The organism is Micromonospora sp. NPDC049282, assembly GCF_043197045.1.
In the GTDB taxonomy this organism is placed as follows: domain Bacteria; phylum Actinomycetota; class Actinomycetes; order Mycobacteriales; family Micromonosporaceae; genus Micromonospora.
Map to the genome: position 1 here is coordinate 37,592 of NZ_JBICSL010000024.1, position 14,208 is coordinate 51,799.

Annotated in this window: 16 protein-coding genes; 4 read left to right on the forward strand and 12 right to left on the reverse strand. The window is 74.2% G+C overall.

Annotated elements, in window-relative coordinates; translation table 11 throughout:
• Window positions 1-137: 137 nt before the first annotated feature.
• The 6 genes from ACGFI2_RS27800 to pepN form a co-directional block, all read right to left on the reverse strand.
• On the reverse strand, window positions 138-914 hold the full coding sequence (locus ACGFI2_RS27800; protein WP_393522408.1) for an SDR family NAD(P)-dependent oxidoreductase: 777 nt from the start codon (window positions 912-914) through the stop codon (window positions 138-140).
• A gap of 115 nt (window positions 915-1,029) precedes the next feature.
• On the reverse strand, window positions 1,030-1,881 hold the full coding sequence (locus ACGFI2_RS27805; protein ID WP_393522313.1) for a DegV family protein: 852 nt from the start codon (window positions 1,879-1,881) through the stop codon (window positions 1,030-1,032).
• Window positions 1,882-1,929: 48 nt separating this feature from the next.
• Window positions 1,930-2,559 carry a histidine phosphatase family protein gene (locus ACGFI2_RS27810; RefSeq protein ID WP_393522316.1) on the reverse strand — a complete coding sequence of 210 codons (630 nt, stop codon included), beginning with the start codon at window positions 2,557-2,559 and terminating at the stop codon, window positions 1,930-1,932.
• On the reverse strand, window positions 2,556-2,960 hold the full coding sequence (gene rsfS, locus ACGFI2_RS27815) for a ribosome silencing factor (RefSeq protein ID WP_393522318.1): 405 nt from the start codon (window positions 2,958-2,960) through the stop codon (window positions 2,556-2,558). Before rsfS ends, ACGFI2_RS27810 begins: the two co-directional genes overlap by 4 nt.
• 111 nt (window positions 2,961-3,071) lie before the next feature.
• On the reverse strand, window positions 3,072-3,668 hold the full coding sequence (gene nadD, locus ACGFI2_RS27820) for a nicotinate-nucleotide adenylyltransferase (RefSeq protein WP_181569848.1): 597 nt from the start codon (window positions 3,666-3,668) through the stop codon (window positions 3,072-3,074).
• A 91-nt stretch (window positions 3,669-3,759) separates the two neighbouring features.
• Window positions 3,760-6,276 carry an aminopeptidase N gene (gene pepN / locus ACGFI2_RS27825; RefSeq protein ID WP_393522321.1) on the reverse strand — a complete coding sequence of 839 codons (2,517 nt, stop codon included), beginning with the start codon at window positions 6,274-6,276 and terminating at the stop codon, window positions 3,760-3,762.
• A gap of 66 nt (window positions 6,277-6,342) precedes the next feature.
• Here pepN and ACGFI2_RS27830 point away from each other — a divergent pair, with 66 nt between their 5' ends.
• Window positions 6,343-6,561, forward strand: a complete 219-nt coding sequence (locus ACGFI2_RS27830) for a DUF397 domain-containing protein (protein WP_013287999.1) — start codon at window positions 6,343-6,345, stop codon at window positions 6,559-6,561.
• Between the two features lie 10 nt (window positions 6,562-6,571).
• On the opposite strand, the gene ACGFI2_RS27835 is transcribed toward ACGFI2_RS27830, so the two are convergent.
• A complete protein-coding gene (locus ACGFI2_RS27835; RefSeq protein WP_393522323.1) occupies window positions 6,572-6,961 on the reverse strand; it encodes a hypothetical protein in 390 nt (129 codons plus the stop codon).
• Between the two features lie 248 nt (window positions 6,962-7,209).
• On the opposite strand from ACGFI2_RS27835, the gene ACGFI2_RS27840 reads away from it, so the two are divergent.
• Complete coding sequence (locus tag ACGFI2_RS27840) at window positions 7,210-8,457, forward strand: cytochrome P450 (RefSeq protein ID WP_393522326.1); 1,248 nt, start codon at window positions 7,210-7,212, stop codon at window positions 8,455-8,457.
• Between the two features lie 21 nt (window positions 8,458-8,478).
• Here ACGFI2_RS27840 and ACGFI2_RS27845 read toward each other — a convergent pair whose 3' ends face one another.
• Both ACGFI2_RS27845 and ACGFI2_RS27850 read right to left on the reverse strand, forming a co-directional pair.
• Window positions 8,479-9,657, reverse strand: coding sequence for a zinc-dependent alcohol dehydrogenase (locus ACGFI2_RS27845; protein WP_393522329.1), 1,179 nt, complete (start codon window positions 9,655-9,657; stop codon window positions 8,479-8,481).
• Window positions 9,654-10,292, reverse strand: a complete 639-nt coding sequence (locus tag ACGFI2_RS27850; protein ID WP_393522332.1) for a cyclase — start codon at window positions 10,290-10,292, stop codon at window positions 9,654-9,656. Before ACGFI2_RS27850 ends, ACGFI2_RS27845 begins: the two co-directional genes overlap by 4 nt.
• A 127-nt stretch (window positions 10,293-10,419) precedes the next feature.
• On the opposite strand from ACGFI2_RS27850, the gene ACGFI2_RS27855 reads away from it, so the two are divergent.
• Window positions 10,420-11,502, forward strand: a complete 1,083-nt coding sequence (locus tag ACGFI2_RS27855; protein ID WP_393522335.1) for a glycosyltransferase — start codon at window positions 10,420-10,422, stop codon at window positions 11,500-11,502.
• 44 nt (window positions 11,503-11,546) lie between these two features.
• Here the strand turns inward: ACGFI2_RS27855 and ACGFI2_RS27860 are convergent, their stop codons facing one another.
• From ACGFI2_RS27860 to ACGFI2_RS27870, 3 genes are read right to left on the reverse strand one after another with little or no spacing between them, the layout of a single operon-like run.
• Window positions 11,547-12,185, reverse strand: a complete 639-nt coding sequence (locus ACGFI2_RS27860; protein WP_393522338.1) for a DUF3618 domain-containing protein — start codon at window positions 12,183-12,185, stop codon at window positions 11,547-11,549.
• On the reverse strand, window positions 12,182-12,634 hold the full coding sequence (locus tag ACGFI2_RS27865; RefSeq protein ID WP_393522341.1) for a phage holin family protein: 453 nt from the start codon (window positions 12,632-12,634) through the stop codon (window positions 12,182-12,184). The genes ACGFI2_RS27860 and ACGFI2_RS27865 overlap by 4 nt, the downstream gene beginning before the upstream one ends.
• A gap of 31 nt (window positions 12,635-12,665) precedes the next feature.
• Window positions 12,666-13,448 carry a hypothetical protein gene (locus ACGFI2_RS27870; RefSeq protein ID WP_393522343.1) on the reverse strand — a complete coding sequence of 261 codons (783 nt, stop codon included), beginning with the start codon at window positions 13,446-13,448 and terminating at the stop codon, window positions 12,666-12,668.
• Between the two features lie 197 nt (window positions 13,449-13,645).
• Between ACGFI2_RS27870 and ACGFI2_RS27875 the strand changes: the two genes are divergently transcribed.
• Window positions 13,646-14,122 (forward strand): DUF4383 domain-containing protein, encoded by a 477-nt coding sequence (locus ACGFI2_RS27875; RefSeq protein ID WP_393522346.1) that lies wholly within the window; start codon window positions 13,646-13,648, stop codon window positions 14,120-14,122.
• The last annotated feature ends 86 nt before the right edge of the window (window positions 14,123-14,208 follow it).

Consider the following 14,208-nt stretch of genomic DNA (forward strand, 5'->3'; position numbering starts at 1 on the left):
GACGACTCAGGGAGCGACTCGTTCACGTCATCAAGTTTGTAGGCAGTGCTGCGACCTACAGGCTCCCGACCATCCACGGTCACGCCTCGTCCGTACGGGTGCTTCGGCGCCCGCGCAGGTCCTGTCCCGCGCGGCGGTCAGCGCGCCTCCGGGTCCAGCCCGAGCGCGGCCCGGCCCCCGTCGACCGGCAGCGTCACCCCGTTGACGAACGAGGCCGCCGCCGACAGCAGGTACGCGACCGCGTCGGCCACCTCTTCGGCGCGTCCCATCCGTCCCACCGGATGCAGTCGGGCCAGCTCCGATTCGACATGGTCCACCCCGGCCGGGTCCAGCCCGGCGAGGAAGGCGGCGTGCCGCTCGGTGTGGATCGAGCCGAGCGCGACCGCGTTGGTGCGGATCCCGCGCGGGCCGTAGTCCACCGCCAGCGCCCGGGTCAGCCCCTCCACGGCGGCCTTCGCGGTCGCGTACGGCAGGGCGCCCGGCACCGCCCGGCGGGCCTGGTGGGAGGAGACGTTGACGATCGCGCCGCCGGTGCCGGCGGCCAGGAACCGGCGTACGGCGGTGCCGGCGCCGACCACGGCGGGGCGCAGGTTGACCGCGATCAGGTCGAACACCTCGGTCGCGGACTCGCGGTGCAGGGCGGCGTCACGGAAGACGGCGGCGTTGTTCACCCAGCCGGCCAACGGGCCGAGCGTCTCGGCGCGGTCGGCGGCCCGGGCGGTGACCGCCTCGTCGGCGGCGTCCCCGGTGACGGCGTGCAGCCGTTCGGCGGCCGGATGCCCGGCCAGCCAGTCCGTCGCGCTCGCGTCCCGCTCGACGACCACCACCACCCCACCGTCGGCGGCCAGCCGCTCCACGATCGCCCGCCCGACCCCTCGCCCCCCGCCGGTGACGACGTACGACCGCCCGGTCACCGGGCGGCCCGGCAAGATCCACACCAGCTCGGGGAAATGGTCACATCCATCGGCCCTTGATACCCCCACTTCACCGAACTGGCGAGAGCCGCGCGCGCACCGCCCGACCGGGCGGTCATCGGCGGCGGTGGACGACCACGCAGGCCAGTCCGGGGCCGGCGTGCGCGGCGACCACCGCGCCGGCCTCGGTGACGTACGTGTCGTGCAGCCGGTCACCCAGCCGCTCGGTCAGCGCGGCCCGCAACGCCTCGGCGCGTTGCGGGGCGGCGAGGTGGTGCACCCCGAGGTCGACGTCGGCGTCGCCGGCCGCCTCGACGGCCAGGTCGACCAGGCGCGCCACGCCCCGGCTGGCGGTGCGGACCTTGTCCTTCACCACGATCGCGCCGTCCGGCATGTGCATGATCGGCTTGACCGAGAGGGCGGTGCCGAGCAGCGCCTCGGCCGCGTTGATCCGGCCGCCCCGACGCAGGAACTCCAGCGTGTCGACGTAGAAGAAGGTGGTGGTCCGCTCGACCGCGTCCAGCGCCGCCGCGCGTACCCCGGCCAGATCGGCGCCCCCGGCGGCGGCCGCGGCGGCGGCGAGCGCCGGGAAGCCGAGGCCCATGCCGGTGGATCGGCTGTCCACCACGGTGACCCGGTCGTCGCCGACCTCGGCGGCGGCCAGCCGGGCCGCCTCGACGGTGCCGGACAGTTCGGCGGAGAGATGGACCGAGACCACGCCGTCGGCGCCGTCGGCGAGCAGCGCACGGTAGACCTGCGCGAACTGCTCCGGCGCGGGGCGGGACGTGCTCACCGAGACGCGGCGGGCACTCAACGCGCGGGTGGCGTCCGCCGGGGAGGTCTCGATGCCCTCCAGCCCTTCGGCGCCGTTGAGCACGACGGTCAGCGGGACGACGGTGAGCCGGTGCGCGCGGACCAGTTCGGGGGGCAGGTAGGCGGTGGAGTCGGTGACGACCGCGACGGGCATGACCGGCACGCTAGCCGATGTCGCGGCGGCGCGCCGGGGCCGAGGGGATCAGACCGCGTCGGTGAGCGCCGGCTGGGTGATCAGACCGACATTGTGCGCCCGCAGGTGCCAACCCCGGACGTCGTCGTGGCGCAGCTCGGTCCAGTGGCAGTTGGCCAGCGAGCCGACGCTGCGCAGCACGGCGTGGTCCCAGCCGAGCAGGTGACCGACGCCCTGCCGGGCACCGCCGCCGTGGGTGGTCACCACCACGGTGCCGCCGGCGGCCAGGTCGGCCGCGTCGCGGAACGCGGCACCGAGCCGCTTGCCGAGGTCGTCGAGGTTCTCGATGCCGGCGCCGGGGTCGGGGTCGCCCGCCCGCCAGCGGGCGTACTCGTCTTCGAACCGCTCGGCGACCTCGGTGAGGGCCAGGCCCTGCCACTGGCCGAAGTACCGCTCGCGCAGCCGGGCGTCGGTGCGGACCGGCAGCCCGGTCAGCGCCGCCAGCGCGGCGGCGGTGTCGGCGGCCCGGCGCAGGTCGCTGGCGACGATGGCGTCGGGTCGCAGCGCGGCCAGCACGGGCGCGGCGGCGCGGGCCTGCTCCCGGCCGAGGTCGTTGAGCGGCACGTCGGTCTGGCCCTGGACCCGGCTCGCGGCGTTCCAGTCGGTGTTGCCGTGCCGCCAGATGATCAGGCGGGTCATTCGGCGGTGGCGGTGCCGGCGGCCGAGTCGGCCAGGTCGCGATCCACGAACGGGATCTGCGGGCAGTCCTTCCAGAGCCGGTCGAGCGCGTAGAACTCGCGCTCCTCGGTGTGCTGCACGTGCACCACGATGTCGACGTAGTCGAGCAGCACCCAGCGGCCACCCCGCTCGCCCTCGCGGCGGATCGGCTTGGCCTTCGCCGGCAGCTCCAGCAGGCGCTCCTCGATGGCGTCGACGATGGCGTGCACCTGACGCTCGTTCGGTGCCGAGGCCACCAGGAACGCGTCGGTGATCGCGAGCTGGTCACCGACGTCGATGACGACGATGTCCTCTGCCTTCTTGTCCGCCGCGGCCTGGGCGGCGGCCATCGCCAGCTCGTAAGCGCGTTCGGGAATTGTCACCGTTCTCCTTCGATCAACCGTGCGACCGCTCCAAGCCTCTCACACCCGGCGGTGCGGCGACTTGCCAGTTCTGGTCGGTTTCCGGCATGAACGGGGGCGTAACGGGCAGGATCAGCGCTGGTAGAGCCGCCGTTTGGCGATGTACTGCACCACACCGTCCGGCACCAGATACCAGACCGGCTCACCTCGACCCACCCGGGCGCGGCAGTCGGTCGAGGAGATCGCCATGGCGGGCACCTGCACCAGGCTGACCGAGTCCGCCGGGAGGTGCTGGTCGGACAGCTCGAAGCCGGGCCGGGTCACGCCGATGAAGTGGGCCAACTCGAGCACCTCGTCCAGATCCTTCCAGGAGAGGATCCGCTCCAACGCGTCCGCGCCGGTGATGAAGAACAGCTGCGCCTTCGGGCCGTACTCGGCGTGCAGGTCGCGCAGCGTGTCGACGGTGTAGGTGGGACCACCACGGTCGATGTCGACGCGGCTCACCTGGAAGCGCGGGTTGGAGGCGGTGGCGATCACCGTCATGAGGTAGCGGTCCTCGGCCGGGCTGACCGGTTCGTCCGCCTTCTGCCACGGCTGACCGGTGGGCACGAAGACCACCTCGTCCAGACCGAACCGGTCGGCCACCTCGCTCGCCGCCACCAGGTGACCGTGGTGGATCGGGTCGAACGTGCCGCCCATGATGCCGATCCGCCGGATGTCTTCCTCCACCCCGCGATCCTAGGCCGCGCGCCGGCGCCGGCCGGCCCGGGCCACCGGGCTCGCGCCGGACGGGTGCCCGACCCGCCCGGCGCGTCGCCGGTCAGGCGCCCGCGGCGGCCACCGCCGTCCGGACCACCAGCGCCCGGCGCAGGTCGTCGTCGAGATCGACGACCCGCCGGCGCAGCCCCGGCGTGAGGTCGTCGCGCGCCAGCAGCGCCGCGGCCAGCTCCCGGGTGGGTTGCGCCACGGCGTAGCGCGGGAAGGCCAGCGCGGCGACCCGGTCCGCCACCCAGGCGGTACGCAGTCGCGCGCTCGCCGGCATGTCGGCGAAGAACCGCTCGACGTAGCCGGCGGTCAGCTCCGCCTGCTCCGGCTGCCAGAACCCCTCGGCGGTGGCCTCCACCAGCCGGTTCGACAACTCGGTGTTGCTGGTGACGATCTCCCAGGCGGCCCGCTTGGCGTCGGCGTCGGGCAGCGCGGCCCGGCAGCCGGCCGCCCGCTCGGCGCCGGTGGCGCTGCGGTCGGCGGCCGACTCGGCGGCGATCTCCGGCTCGCCGGCGCCGCCCAGCACCACCAGCCGGTGCAGCAGCTCCCAGCGCAGGTCGGCGTCGACCGCCAGCCCTTCCGGGACGCCCTCGCCGGCCAGCCAGGCGGTGAGCAGGGCGGTGTCCGTGGTGGCGCCGATCAGGCCACGGGCCGCGGCGAGTTGCAGCGAACCGCCCGCCGGCGCGCCCGCCAGGAGCTTCTGGCACGCCCCGGCGATCCGCAGCAGCGCCGCGTCCCGGGCCAGCGGCTCCAGGTAGCGGTCGACAAGGTTGCGGCTGAGCGTGAGCACGTCCTCGGCGATGATCACCTCGGTCTCGGCCGGCAACGCGGCGGCGATCAGGGTGACCAGCTCGGCGACCGGCCGCTCGCCGTCGGTGGCGGCGTCCAGCGCCTCACCCCAGAGCAGCGCCCGGGCCAGCGGGTCGTCGAGGCCGGGGAGCAGCATCGGCACCGCGTCGGCGGAGGCCGGGTCGAGCCGGATCTTGGCGAACGTGAGGTCGCCGGCGTTGGGCAGCAGCAGGCCGGTGGCGGGCTGACCGACCAGCTCGGGCAGCGGGGTGCGGCCGCCGTCGGCGTCCGGGTCGAGGTCGACCTCGACCCGGCGCACCGGGCCGTCGGTGGTGTGGTGGGCCACCCCGATGCGGTGCGGCCGCAGCACCGGGTGGCTTTCCGGCGCGGTCTGCACCACGCCCACCTCGGACCAGCGCCCGTCGGCGTCCACCGCGGCCTGGATCCGCAGCGTGTTGACCTGCGGCCGGCGCAGCCACCGTTCGGCCCAGTCGGCCATGTCGCGGCCGCCGGCCGAAGCCAGGCTGTCGAGCAGGTCGGCGAGGGTGGCGTTGCCGAACCGGTGCTTCGCGAAGTGCGCGTTCAGGCCGGCGAGGAACGCGTCGTCGCCGAGCCAGGCGACGAGCTGGCGCAGCACGCCGGCGCCCTTGGCGTAGGAGATGCCGTCGAAGTTGAGCAGGCCCGCCGCGGCGTCGGCGACCTCCTCCGGGGCCACCGGGTGGGTGGACGGGCGCTGGTCGGCCGCGTATCCCCACGCCTTGCGGCGCAACGCGAACGTGGTCCACGCCTGGTCGAACCGGGTGGCCTCGGCGGTGACCCGGGTGCCCAGGTACTCCGCGAACGACTCGTTCAGCCACAGGTCGTCCCACCAGCGCATGGTGACCAGGTCACCGAACCACATGTGCGCCATCTCGTGGGCGATGACGGTGGCCCGCTGCTCGCGCTGGGTGTCGGTGACCGCGGAGCGGAAGACGTAGTCGTCGCGCAGCGTCACCAGGCCCGGATTCTCCATCGCGCCGGCGTTGAACTCGGGCACGAACGCCTGGTCGTACTTGCCGAACGGGTAGCGCTCGGCGAAGAGCTGGTGGAACCGGTCGAGACACTGCCGGGTGACGGTGAAGATCTCGTCCGCGTCGGCGTCGAGGTGCGCGGCGAGCGAACGCCGGCAGTAGAGGCCGAGCGGGATGCCGTCGTGCTCGGACCGCAGCACGTGCCAGGGCCCGGCGACAAGCGAGACGAAGTAGGTGGCCAGCGGCGCGGTCGGGGCGAACTCCCAGCGCCCGGGCGCCGGCCGATCGGCGAGCTGACCGTTGGCCGCCACCGTCCACTCCGGCGGCGCGGTGACCGCCAGCGACACCGGGGCCTTCAGGTCCGGCTGGTCGAACGCGGCGAAGACGCGCGGACCGTCGTCCAGGAAGGACATCGCGTAGAGGTAGGTCTCGCCGTCGGCCGGGTCGACGAAGCGGTGCAGCCCCTCGCCGGTGTTGGAGTAGGCCATCTCGGCCTCGACCGTGAGCGTGTTGGTCGCGGCCAGCCCGGTGAGCGGCAGCCGCTCGTCGGCCAGCAGCTCCGGGTCGAGGTCACGGTCGTTGAGGCGGGCCCGCAGGAGTCGGCGGGGCTTGACGTCGACGAAGGTCTCGGCGCCGGGGGTGGCCCGGAACCGGATGGTGGTGGTGGAGCGGAACCGCTCGGCGTCAACGGTCAGGTCGAGGTCCACCTGGTAGGACTCGACAGTGATCGACGCGCCACGCGCGGTTGCCTCTGCACGGGTCAGGCTCGGCATCCGCTTATCCTGCCCGATGAGGTCCGCACGGGCCTCCCCGTGACGCGTGGCGATGGAGGAACAACGATGGGTCAGCACCCCAAGGGCGATTTCGACCTTTCTCGGGCGGTCTGGCAGCGAGCGGAGGGCGACACGTCCGAGGGCGCGGTCGAGGTGGCCTTCGTCGACGACCTGATCGGAATGCGCAACTCGGCCGAGCCGGACGGCCCGGTGCTGGTCTTCACCCAGGCCGAGTGGGACGCCTTCGTCGCGGGCGCCCAGGACGGCGAGTTCGACCTGGACTGACTCCACCGGGTCAGTCACCGTCGCCCCAGCCGAGCCCACCCGGGCCGGGCGCGTGGTGGAAACCGGGATGGCCGGTCACGTCGGCGCACCGCTCGCCGTCGGGCCCGACCGCCCCGCAGAACAGCCGCTCGGCGCGGTGCCAGGCGTCGGCCGGGGACAACGCCGCCGCGCCGAGCGCCAGCTCCGGGCGGAGCAGGCCGAGCGCTTCGGCGTACGCGACCGCCAGCTCCCGCGCGACGGCGGGGTCGGCGGCCGCGAAGCCGAGGTGCACGGTGAAGAACCGCGGTGGGCGGGTCCCGGCACGCCGGGGCCCGCCGATCAGCGGTTCCTCCCGGCCGCCGCCCCGCAGCCCGGCCACCGCGTCGCGGTGCCGCCGCCGTGCCGCCCGGTCGTCGCGCATCCGTGCCCTCCCCCGTCTCCGGTGACCCGCCGGACCTCGCGCCGGCGGGGCCGGACCGGCCGCCGCCGATCCGTGCGTCGAGCCAACCAGCTTTTCCGCCCCCGGGGAGGGGCCAGCGCGGGTTCGGTTATCCGGCCCCGCCCTCGACCCGGGCTGAGCTGCGAAGATGGAGGATTCGGTCGGGTCGCCCCGGGTAGGTTGCGGGCAACGTCGTGCAGTGCGGCCGACCCGCGTCTGGAGCAGTCGAGATGAGCACCATGCCGAGCGACCGGAGCCCGGACAGCACGCTGGCGTTCCTCCGCGAGGGCTACCGCTTCGTGGGCGCCCGCTGCGACCGGCTCGGCAGCGACGTCGTGCAGACCCGGCTGCTCCTGGAGCCGACGATCTGCCTGCGCGGGCGGGACGGCGCCGAACTGTTCTACGACGAGGAGCGGTTCGTCCGGCGCGGCGCCATGTCGATGCGCGGGCAGCGCACGCTGACCGGGGTCGGCGGGGTCCAGGGCCTCGACGGGGCGGCGCACCGCGCCCGCAAGGCGATGTTCATGTCGATCATGACGCCGGCCGCGGTCCGGCGCCTCGGGCAACTCTTCGACGACGAGTGGCGGGCCCGGATCCCGACCTGGGCGGAGAACGGCCCGGTGGTGCTCTACGACGAGGTGGGCCGGATGCTGACCCGAGCGGTCTGGGGTTGGGCCGGGGTGCCGCTGGCCGAGGCCGACGTGCGCCGCCGCACCGCCGAGATGCACGCCATGATCGAGGCTCCGGCCGTGCTGGGCCCGAAGCACTGGCGCGGCCTGCTCGGCCGCCGCCGGGCCGAACGCTGGGCCGGCGCGCTCGTCGAACGGGTACGCGCCGACGCGCTGCCCGCGCCCGAGGGCAGCGCGTTGCGGGTGATCGCCGAGCACCGGGACGAGCGGGGCACGCCGCTGCCCCGCCGGATCGCCGCGGTGGAGCTGCTCAACGTGCTCCGCCCCACGGTCGCGGTGGACCGGTACGTGGTCTTCGCCGCGCTGGCGCTGCACGACCACCCGCACTGGCGGGACCGGGTACGCGGCGACGACGACGCGACCGAGCGGTTCGTACAGGAGGTACGCCGCTACTACCCGTTCTTCCCGGTCGCCGCAGCCCGGGTGCGCCGCTCGTTCGAGTGGCGGGGGCACGCGTTCCCGCAGGGCCGCCGCGTGCTGCTCGACCTGTACGGGACGAACCACCACCCGCGGCTCTGGCCGGAGCCGGAGCGATTCCGCCCGGAACGCTTCGCCGGCCGGCGGGACGACCCGTTCGGCCTGATCCCGCAGGGCGGCGGCGACCACGACACCGGTCACCGCTGTGCCGGCGAGTGGATCACGATCGAGCTGATGAAGCGGGCGGTGGCCGCGCTCACCGGCGCGATGAGCTACCGCGTCCCGCCGCAGGACCTCTCGCTCGACCTCAGCCGGATGCCGGCGCTGCCGCCCAGCGGGCTGATCGTCGACGGCGTGCGGCCGGCCGCCTAGCGGCGACCGCACCCGCCCTGGTCAGGCCGCCTGCGGGTGCAGCACCGTACGCAGACAGCCGTCCTCCTTCTTCTCGAAGATCTCGTAGCCGCGGGCGCCCTCCTCCAGCGACATCGGGTGGGTCGCCAGGTAGCCGGGGTCGATCTCGCCGGCCACGACCCGGTCCAGCAGCATCGGGATGTAGCGCTGCGCGTGCATCTGTCCCATCCGCAGCACCAGCGCCTTGTTCATCGCCGCGCCGAGCGGGAACTTGTCCACCAGGCCGCCGTACACCCCGACGATGCTGACCGTGCCGCCCTTGCGGCACGCCATGATCGCCTGCCGGACCGAGGTGGGCCGGTCGCTCTGCAGCCGTACCGTCTGCTTCGCCTTGTCGTACGCGTAGGCCGGCCCGACGTCGTGCGACTCCATGCCGACCGCCTCGATGCAGGCGTCCGGCCCACGCCCGGCGGTCAGCTCGCGCAGCGCCTCCAGCACGTCGGTCTCCGCGTAGTTGATCGTCTCCACGCCGAGGCGCCGGGACGCGGTGTCGAGCCGCTCCGGCAGCCGGTCGATGACCACGACCCGCTCGGCGCCGAGGATCTGCGCGGACCGGGCGGCCATCTGCCCGACGCCGCCGGCGCCCCAGACCGCGACCACCTCACCGCCCTTCAGGCCGCAGAAGTCGGCCGCCATCCACCCGGTCGGCATGGCGTCGGAGGCGAACACCACCGAGTCGTCCGGCACCCCGTCCGGCACGGTGAACGCGCCGACGTCGCCGAACGGCACCCGGATGTACTCGGCGTGGCTGCCGGAGTAGCCGCCGGCGGCGTGCGAGTAGCCGAGGATGCCGGCCGGCGAGTGTCCCCACAGCTTCTCGGTGAAGACCGGCTGCGGGTTGGAGTTGTCGCAGAGCGAGTACTGCTCGGTGCGGCAGTACCAGCAGCTCCCGCAGGCCACCACCGAGCCGACCACGACCCGGTCACCCACCTTGATCCGGGTGACGTCCGGGCCGGTCTCGACCACCTCGCCCATGAACTCGTGGCCGAGCACGTCCCCCTCCCGCATCGCCGGCAGGTAGCCGTTGATCAGGTGCAGGTCGGAGCCGCAGACGCTGCTCGCCCGGACCTTGACGATGATGTCGCCGGCCGACCTGATGACCGGCTCCGGCACGTCGCGCACGGCGAGCTTGCCGACGCCTTCCCAGCACAGCGCCCTCACGGCCGTCCTCCCACGATCAGCTTCTCGCGTACCTTGTCGGTGGCCCGTTCCTGCCGCGGGCTGCGTCCCGACGGGTCGTGCCGGGTGTCCAGCACCTGGCCGGTCTCGATCAGCGACTTGATCCGGCGCAACGCGGTGCGCAGTGCCAGGTCCGGGTCGCCGCCACCGGCCAGGCCCACCGCCCGGCGCAGCGGGCCGCAACGCCAGCGCAGCTCGGCGCGGATCTCGGTGCCCCGGTCCTGCGGCGCGGCGACCAGCTCGACCCGGCCCCGCTGCGCCACCGGCCCGTCGGTGGTCCGCCAGCTCAACCGGCCCGGGCCCTCGACGGTGATCTCGGCTCGCCACTGGGTGCCGCCGCCGGCCGGGTCGGCCGCCACGCAGCGCCACCGGTTCTCGTCGAGCTGCTCCAGGGTGGCCCACTCGGCCAGCCCCCGATCGAGCCGCTCCCGGTCGGTCCAGAAGCCGACCACCGCGTCGACCGGCCGGTCGACGGTGATCCCCCGGTGCACCACGTACCAGCCGTCCTCCCGGTCCGGTTGGTGCCGGCGCCGGCGCCGGGCCACCGTACGGGTGATGCCGAGCGCGGTCGCCGCGGCGGCGCCGACCAGCGCCCACCTCGTTCCGTTGCTGCTCATCACGTCTCCTCCAGCCCGGACGACGCAGACCGTCCGGGTGACTGCGCTACCCGGCGCGAGGAGCCCGAAACGGTTTCAGCGGTCGTATTCCGGGCAACTCGCGGGATCCGACCCGACGGGAGGCGACGTGACCCGCACGACCGTTCCAGCCCGACCGCGTCCCGGCCGGACCGCCGCCGGGTCCGCGCCGGTCCGGCTCCCGATGGCGTACGTCCTACCGCTACGCGCCGCCGACGACCACGACCTCGACGAGCTGACCGGGTATCTGCGCGAGCTGTGCCGGTGGGTCGACGTGGTGGTGGTCGACGGCTCGCCGCCGGAGCGGTACGCCCGGCACGCGGCCGCCTGGCGAGGGCTGGTCCGGCACGTCCCACCGGATCCCGCGTTGCGCGGGCGCAACGGCAAGGTGCTCGGGGTGCTCACCGGGGTGGCGCTGGCCCGGCACGAGCACGTGGTGATCGCCGACGACGACGTCCGGTACGACCCGCCGGCGCTGCGCGCCGTGCACGAGCTGCTCGACCGGGTGGACCTGGTCCGGCCGCAGAACCACTTCGACCCGCTGCCCTGGCACGCCTGGTGGGACACCGGCCGGACGCTGCTCGCCCGGGTGTTCGGCGGGGACTGGCCGGGCACGCTGGCGGTGCGCCGGGGCACGTTCCTGACCATGGGCGGCTACGACCCGGACGTGCTCTTCGAGAACCTGGAGCTGCACCGGACCGTCCGCGCGTACGGCGGCTGCACGGCGACCCCGGCCTGGCTGTACGTGCGGCGGCTCCCGCCCACCGCCGGGCACTTCCTCGGGCAGCGGGTCCGCCAGGCGTACGACGAGACGGCCCGGCCGGCGGGGCTGCTGGCCGCGCTGGCGGTGCTGCCGGCCACGGCGGTCGCGCTCGCCGCCCGCCGCCCGGGGCTGCTGCTGCGGGCCGGGCTGGTCACGGTCGCGGTGGCGGAGCTGGGCCGGCGGCGGGCCGGTGGGGCGGCGGTCTTCCCGGCGCACACCACGCTCGCCGCGCCGGTGTGGTTGCTGGAACGCGGGGTGTGCGCCTGGCTGGCGGTGGGCCGGCGGCTGCGCGGCGGGGTGCCCTACGCGGGCAGCCGGCTGCGGGTGGCGGCGCACTCCACCCGCGCGTTGCGCAGGCGACTGGCGCGGCGGCGCCCCGACGAGACGGCCGGCTGGGTGGAGACGTGCGAAGGCGGGGCCCCTTCTTGACGCCTGGCGTCAAGAAGGGGCCCCGCCTAACGGGGGGAACGCGGTCAGTGGCGTGCCTGCTGCGCGCTCTCCCGGACGTCCTGCGCGGCGCTGCGGCTGTCGTCCTTGACCGCGTGCGCGGCCTCCTGCGCGGTGGACCGCACCGACTCGGCGGCGTGCTGGGCCGGCTCGCGCAGCTCGTCCTTCAGCTCGCCGGCGACCTCGCCGAGCTTCTCCTTGACCACGCCGCTGTGCTCGGTCGCCTTCTCCTTGACCTGCGCGGCGAGCTGCTGCTCGCGGCGGGTGGCCGGGATCAGCGAGGAGACCAGCATGCCGACGCCGAAGGCGATCACGCCCGCCGCGATCGGGTTGCCCTCGGACTTCTGCCGCACCACCTGCGGCGCCCGCTGGGCGGCCTCACTCACGGTGGAGGCGGCGGAGTGCGCCTTGTCGCTCACGGTGGAGGCCGCCGAGGAGGCGTGGTCACCCACCGAGTGGGCGGCGTGGCCGGTGCTGTTGCCGAGGTCGGAAGCGGTTCCCATCACCTTGTCCTTCACGTTCGTCAGCGCGCTACGGACGCGCTGCTTGCGGTCGTCGACGATGCGGCCCGGGCTGACCTTGTACGCCAGGGCGTCCACGTCCGAGCTGAGGTTGTTGCGGGTGGCTTCGATCTCCCGGCGGATCTGGTCGGGATCGGTGCTCATCGGGTGACTCCCTCCGGGTGCGGCTTGAGCGCGTCGGGAATGCGCTGCACGCTGTCGTTGGTCTGCTTCAGGCCACGGATCTGCTCGGCGTTCTTCTTCGCCTTCGAGTAGAGGACGGCGGCGATCACGGCCCACACCACGGCCACGATGAGCGCGGCCAGCCCGGAGTCCATGACGTTGTCGAGGAACTGCCACACCGCGATGGAGACGAAGAGCGCCACCATGTAGCCGCCGAAGCCGGCGCCGCCGTAGAAGCCGGCGGCCTTGCCCGCCTTCTTGCCCTCCTGGCGGATCTCGGCCTTGGCCAGCTCGACCTCCTGGCGCATCAGCGTGGAGAGGTCGCCGGTGACCTGGCTCATCAGCTCACCGATCGAGCTGGCCCGCACCTCGTCGGCCTGGTGCGGGGCGCCCGCCGCGTGGTAGCCCGGGTCCTGCGTCGGCACGGTCATGCCGTGGTCTCCCTTCTGCCGGTCGGGCGGTTCACGGACGCGGAGCGCCGGTCGACGGGACGCCCGGCAGCGGGTCGGTCTGGCTCGGCGGGGGCAGCGGCTGGCCGGTGCCGCCCGCCGGGTCGGCCCAGGTGTTCGGGGCGCCGCCGCCCGGGTAGGTCGCGCCCGGCGCGGAGTAGCCCGGGTCCGGCTCGGCGTAGCTGCCCGGGGTCGGGTCGAGGTAGCCGCCCGGCGGGGTCTGGGCCGGCACCACCGGCGCGGTCGGGATGACGGCGGTCCGATCCGGGTCGTAGGACTGCCCGGCGCCGCCGTCGTTGCCCACCGCGGCGATGTTCCGGGTGAGCCGGCCGGCGACCACGCCCAGCAGGGCGGCGCCGACCAGGAACGTGCCGGGGTTGCGGCGGGCGTAGCCCTTCACCTCGTTGAGCAGGTCACCCGGCTCCCGCTGCTCCAGCCAGCCGGCCACGCCGTGCACCCGCTCGGCCGCCTGGTGGGCCAGCTCGGTGACCGGCCCGGAGCCGCCACCCTGCTGCGCCATCGACCGCATCTCGTCGGCCAGCGACCGCAGGCCGCCGGCGGCCCGCTGCTGCTGCTGACCGGCCTGGCTGGTGACCTGGTTGCGGGCCTCGCCGTAGAGGTCGCGGGCCTGCCGCTTGGCCTCGCCCACCACCTCCTGGCCCTGCTCCTTGGCGGTCTGCGCCACCGCGCCACCGGCGCTTGCGGCGTCGGAGCCGACCTGGCGGGCCTGGTCGCGTACGCCGCCGCCGTTCGTCGACTCGTACGTCGCGGACGTGGAGGAAAGATCCTGAGTCATGATGTCCCTTCCGCTCGTGCGTTCCAGCGGTTTGCGTTACGGGGGGTCACGCGAGTGCTTTCCGCGTGACAACTGCCCTACCCCCGGTCGCCGGGTCCATGCCTGATTCGTCAATTCTCTGCGGAACCGACCCGGGCCGGTCACAGAATGGGGTGCTGCCCGTCCGGGTGGCGGTGAGTTCACGGGGGGTGACCGCGATGGCGCGTCACGCGCAGGCAGACGCGCCGGCCCGGCCGGCCGTGCAGAAGGTCGCCCTCGCGGCGGCGGCCCTCTTCGTCCTGGTCGGCGTGCTCGGCTTCATCCCCGGCGTCACCGCGCACTACGGCCAGATGACGTTCGCCGGGCACCACTCCGGGGCGAAGCTGCTCGGGCTGTTCCAGGTGTCGGTGCTGCACAACCTGGTGCACCTGCTCTTCGGGCTGGTCGGGCTGGTGGCGGCCCGCCGGCTGGCCGGCGCGCGGGTGTTCCTGGCCGGCGGCGGCGCGCTCTATCTGGTGCTCTGGCTCTACGGCTTCGCCATCGACCAGGAGAGCGCGGCCAACTTCGTGCCGATCAACGACGCCGACAACTGGCTGCACCTCGCCCTCGGCTTCGGCATGCTCGCCACCGGCCTGCTGCTGAGTAACGAGGTGGGCACCGGCAGCCGCCCGGACACCCCGATCGACCGCCCCTGACCAGGGACGACACGCCGAGCCGGCGTTTGCCCGGCCGAGGCTGGGGGCAGGAGGCCGGGCACGGGCGGTCAACCCGACGCAACGAG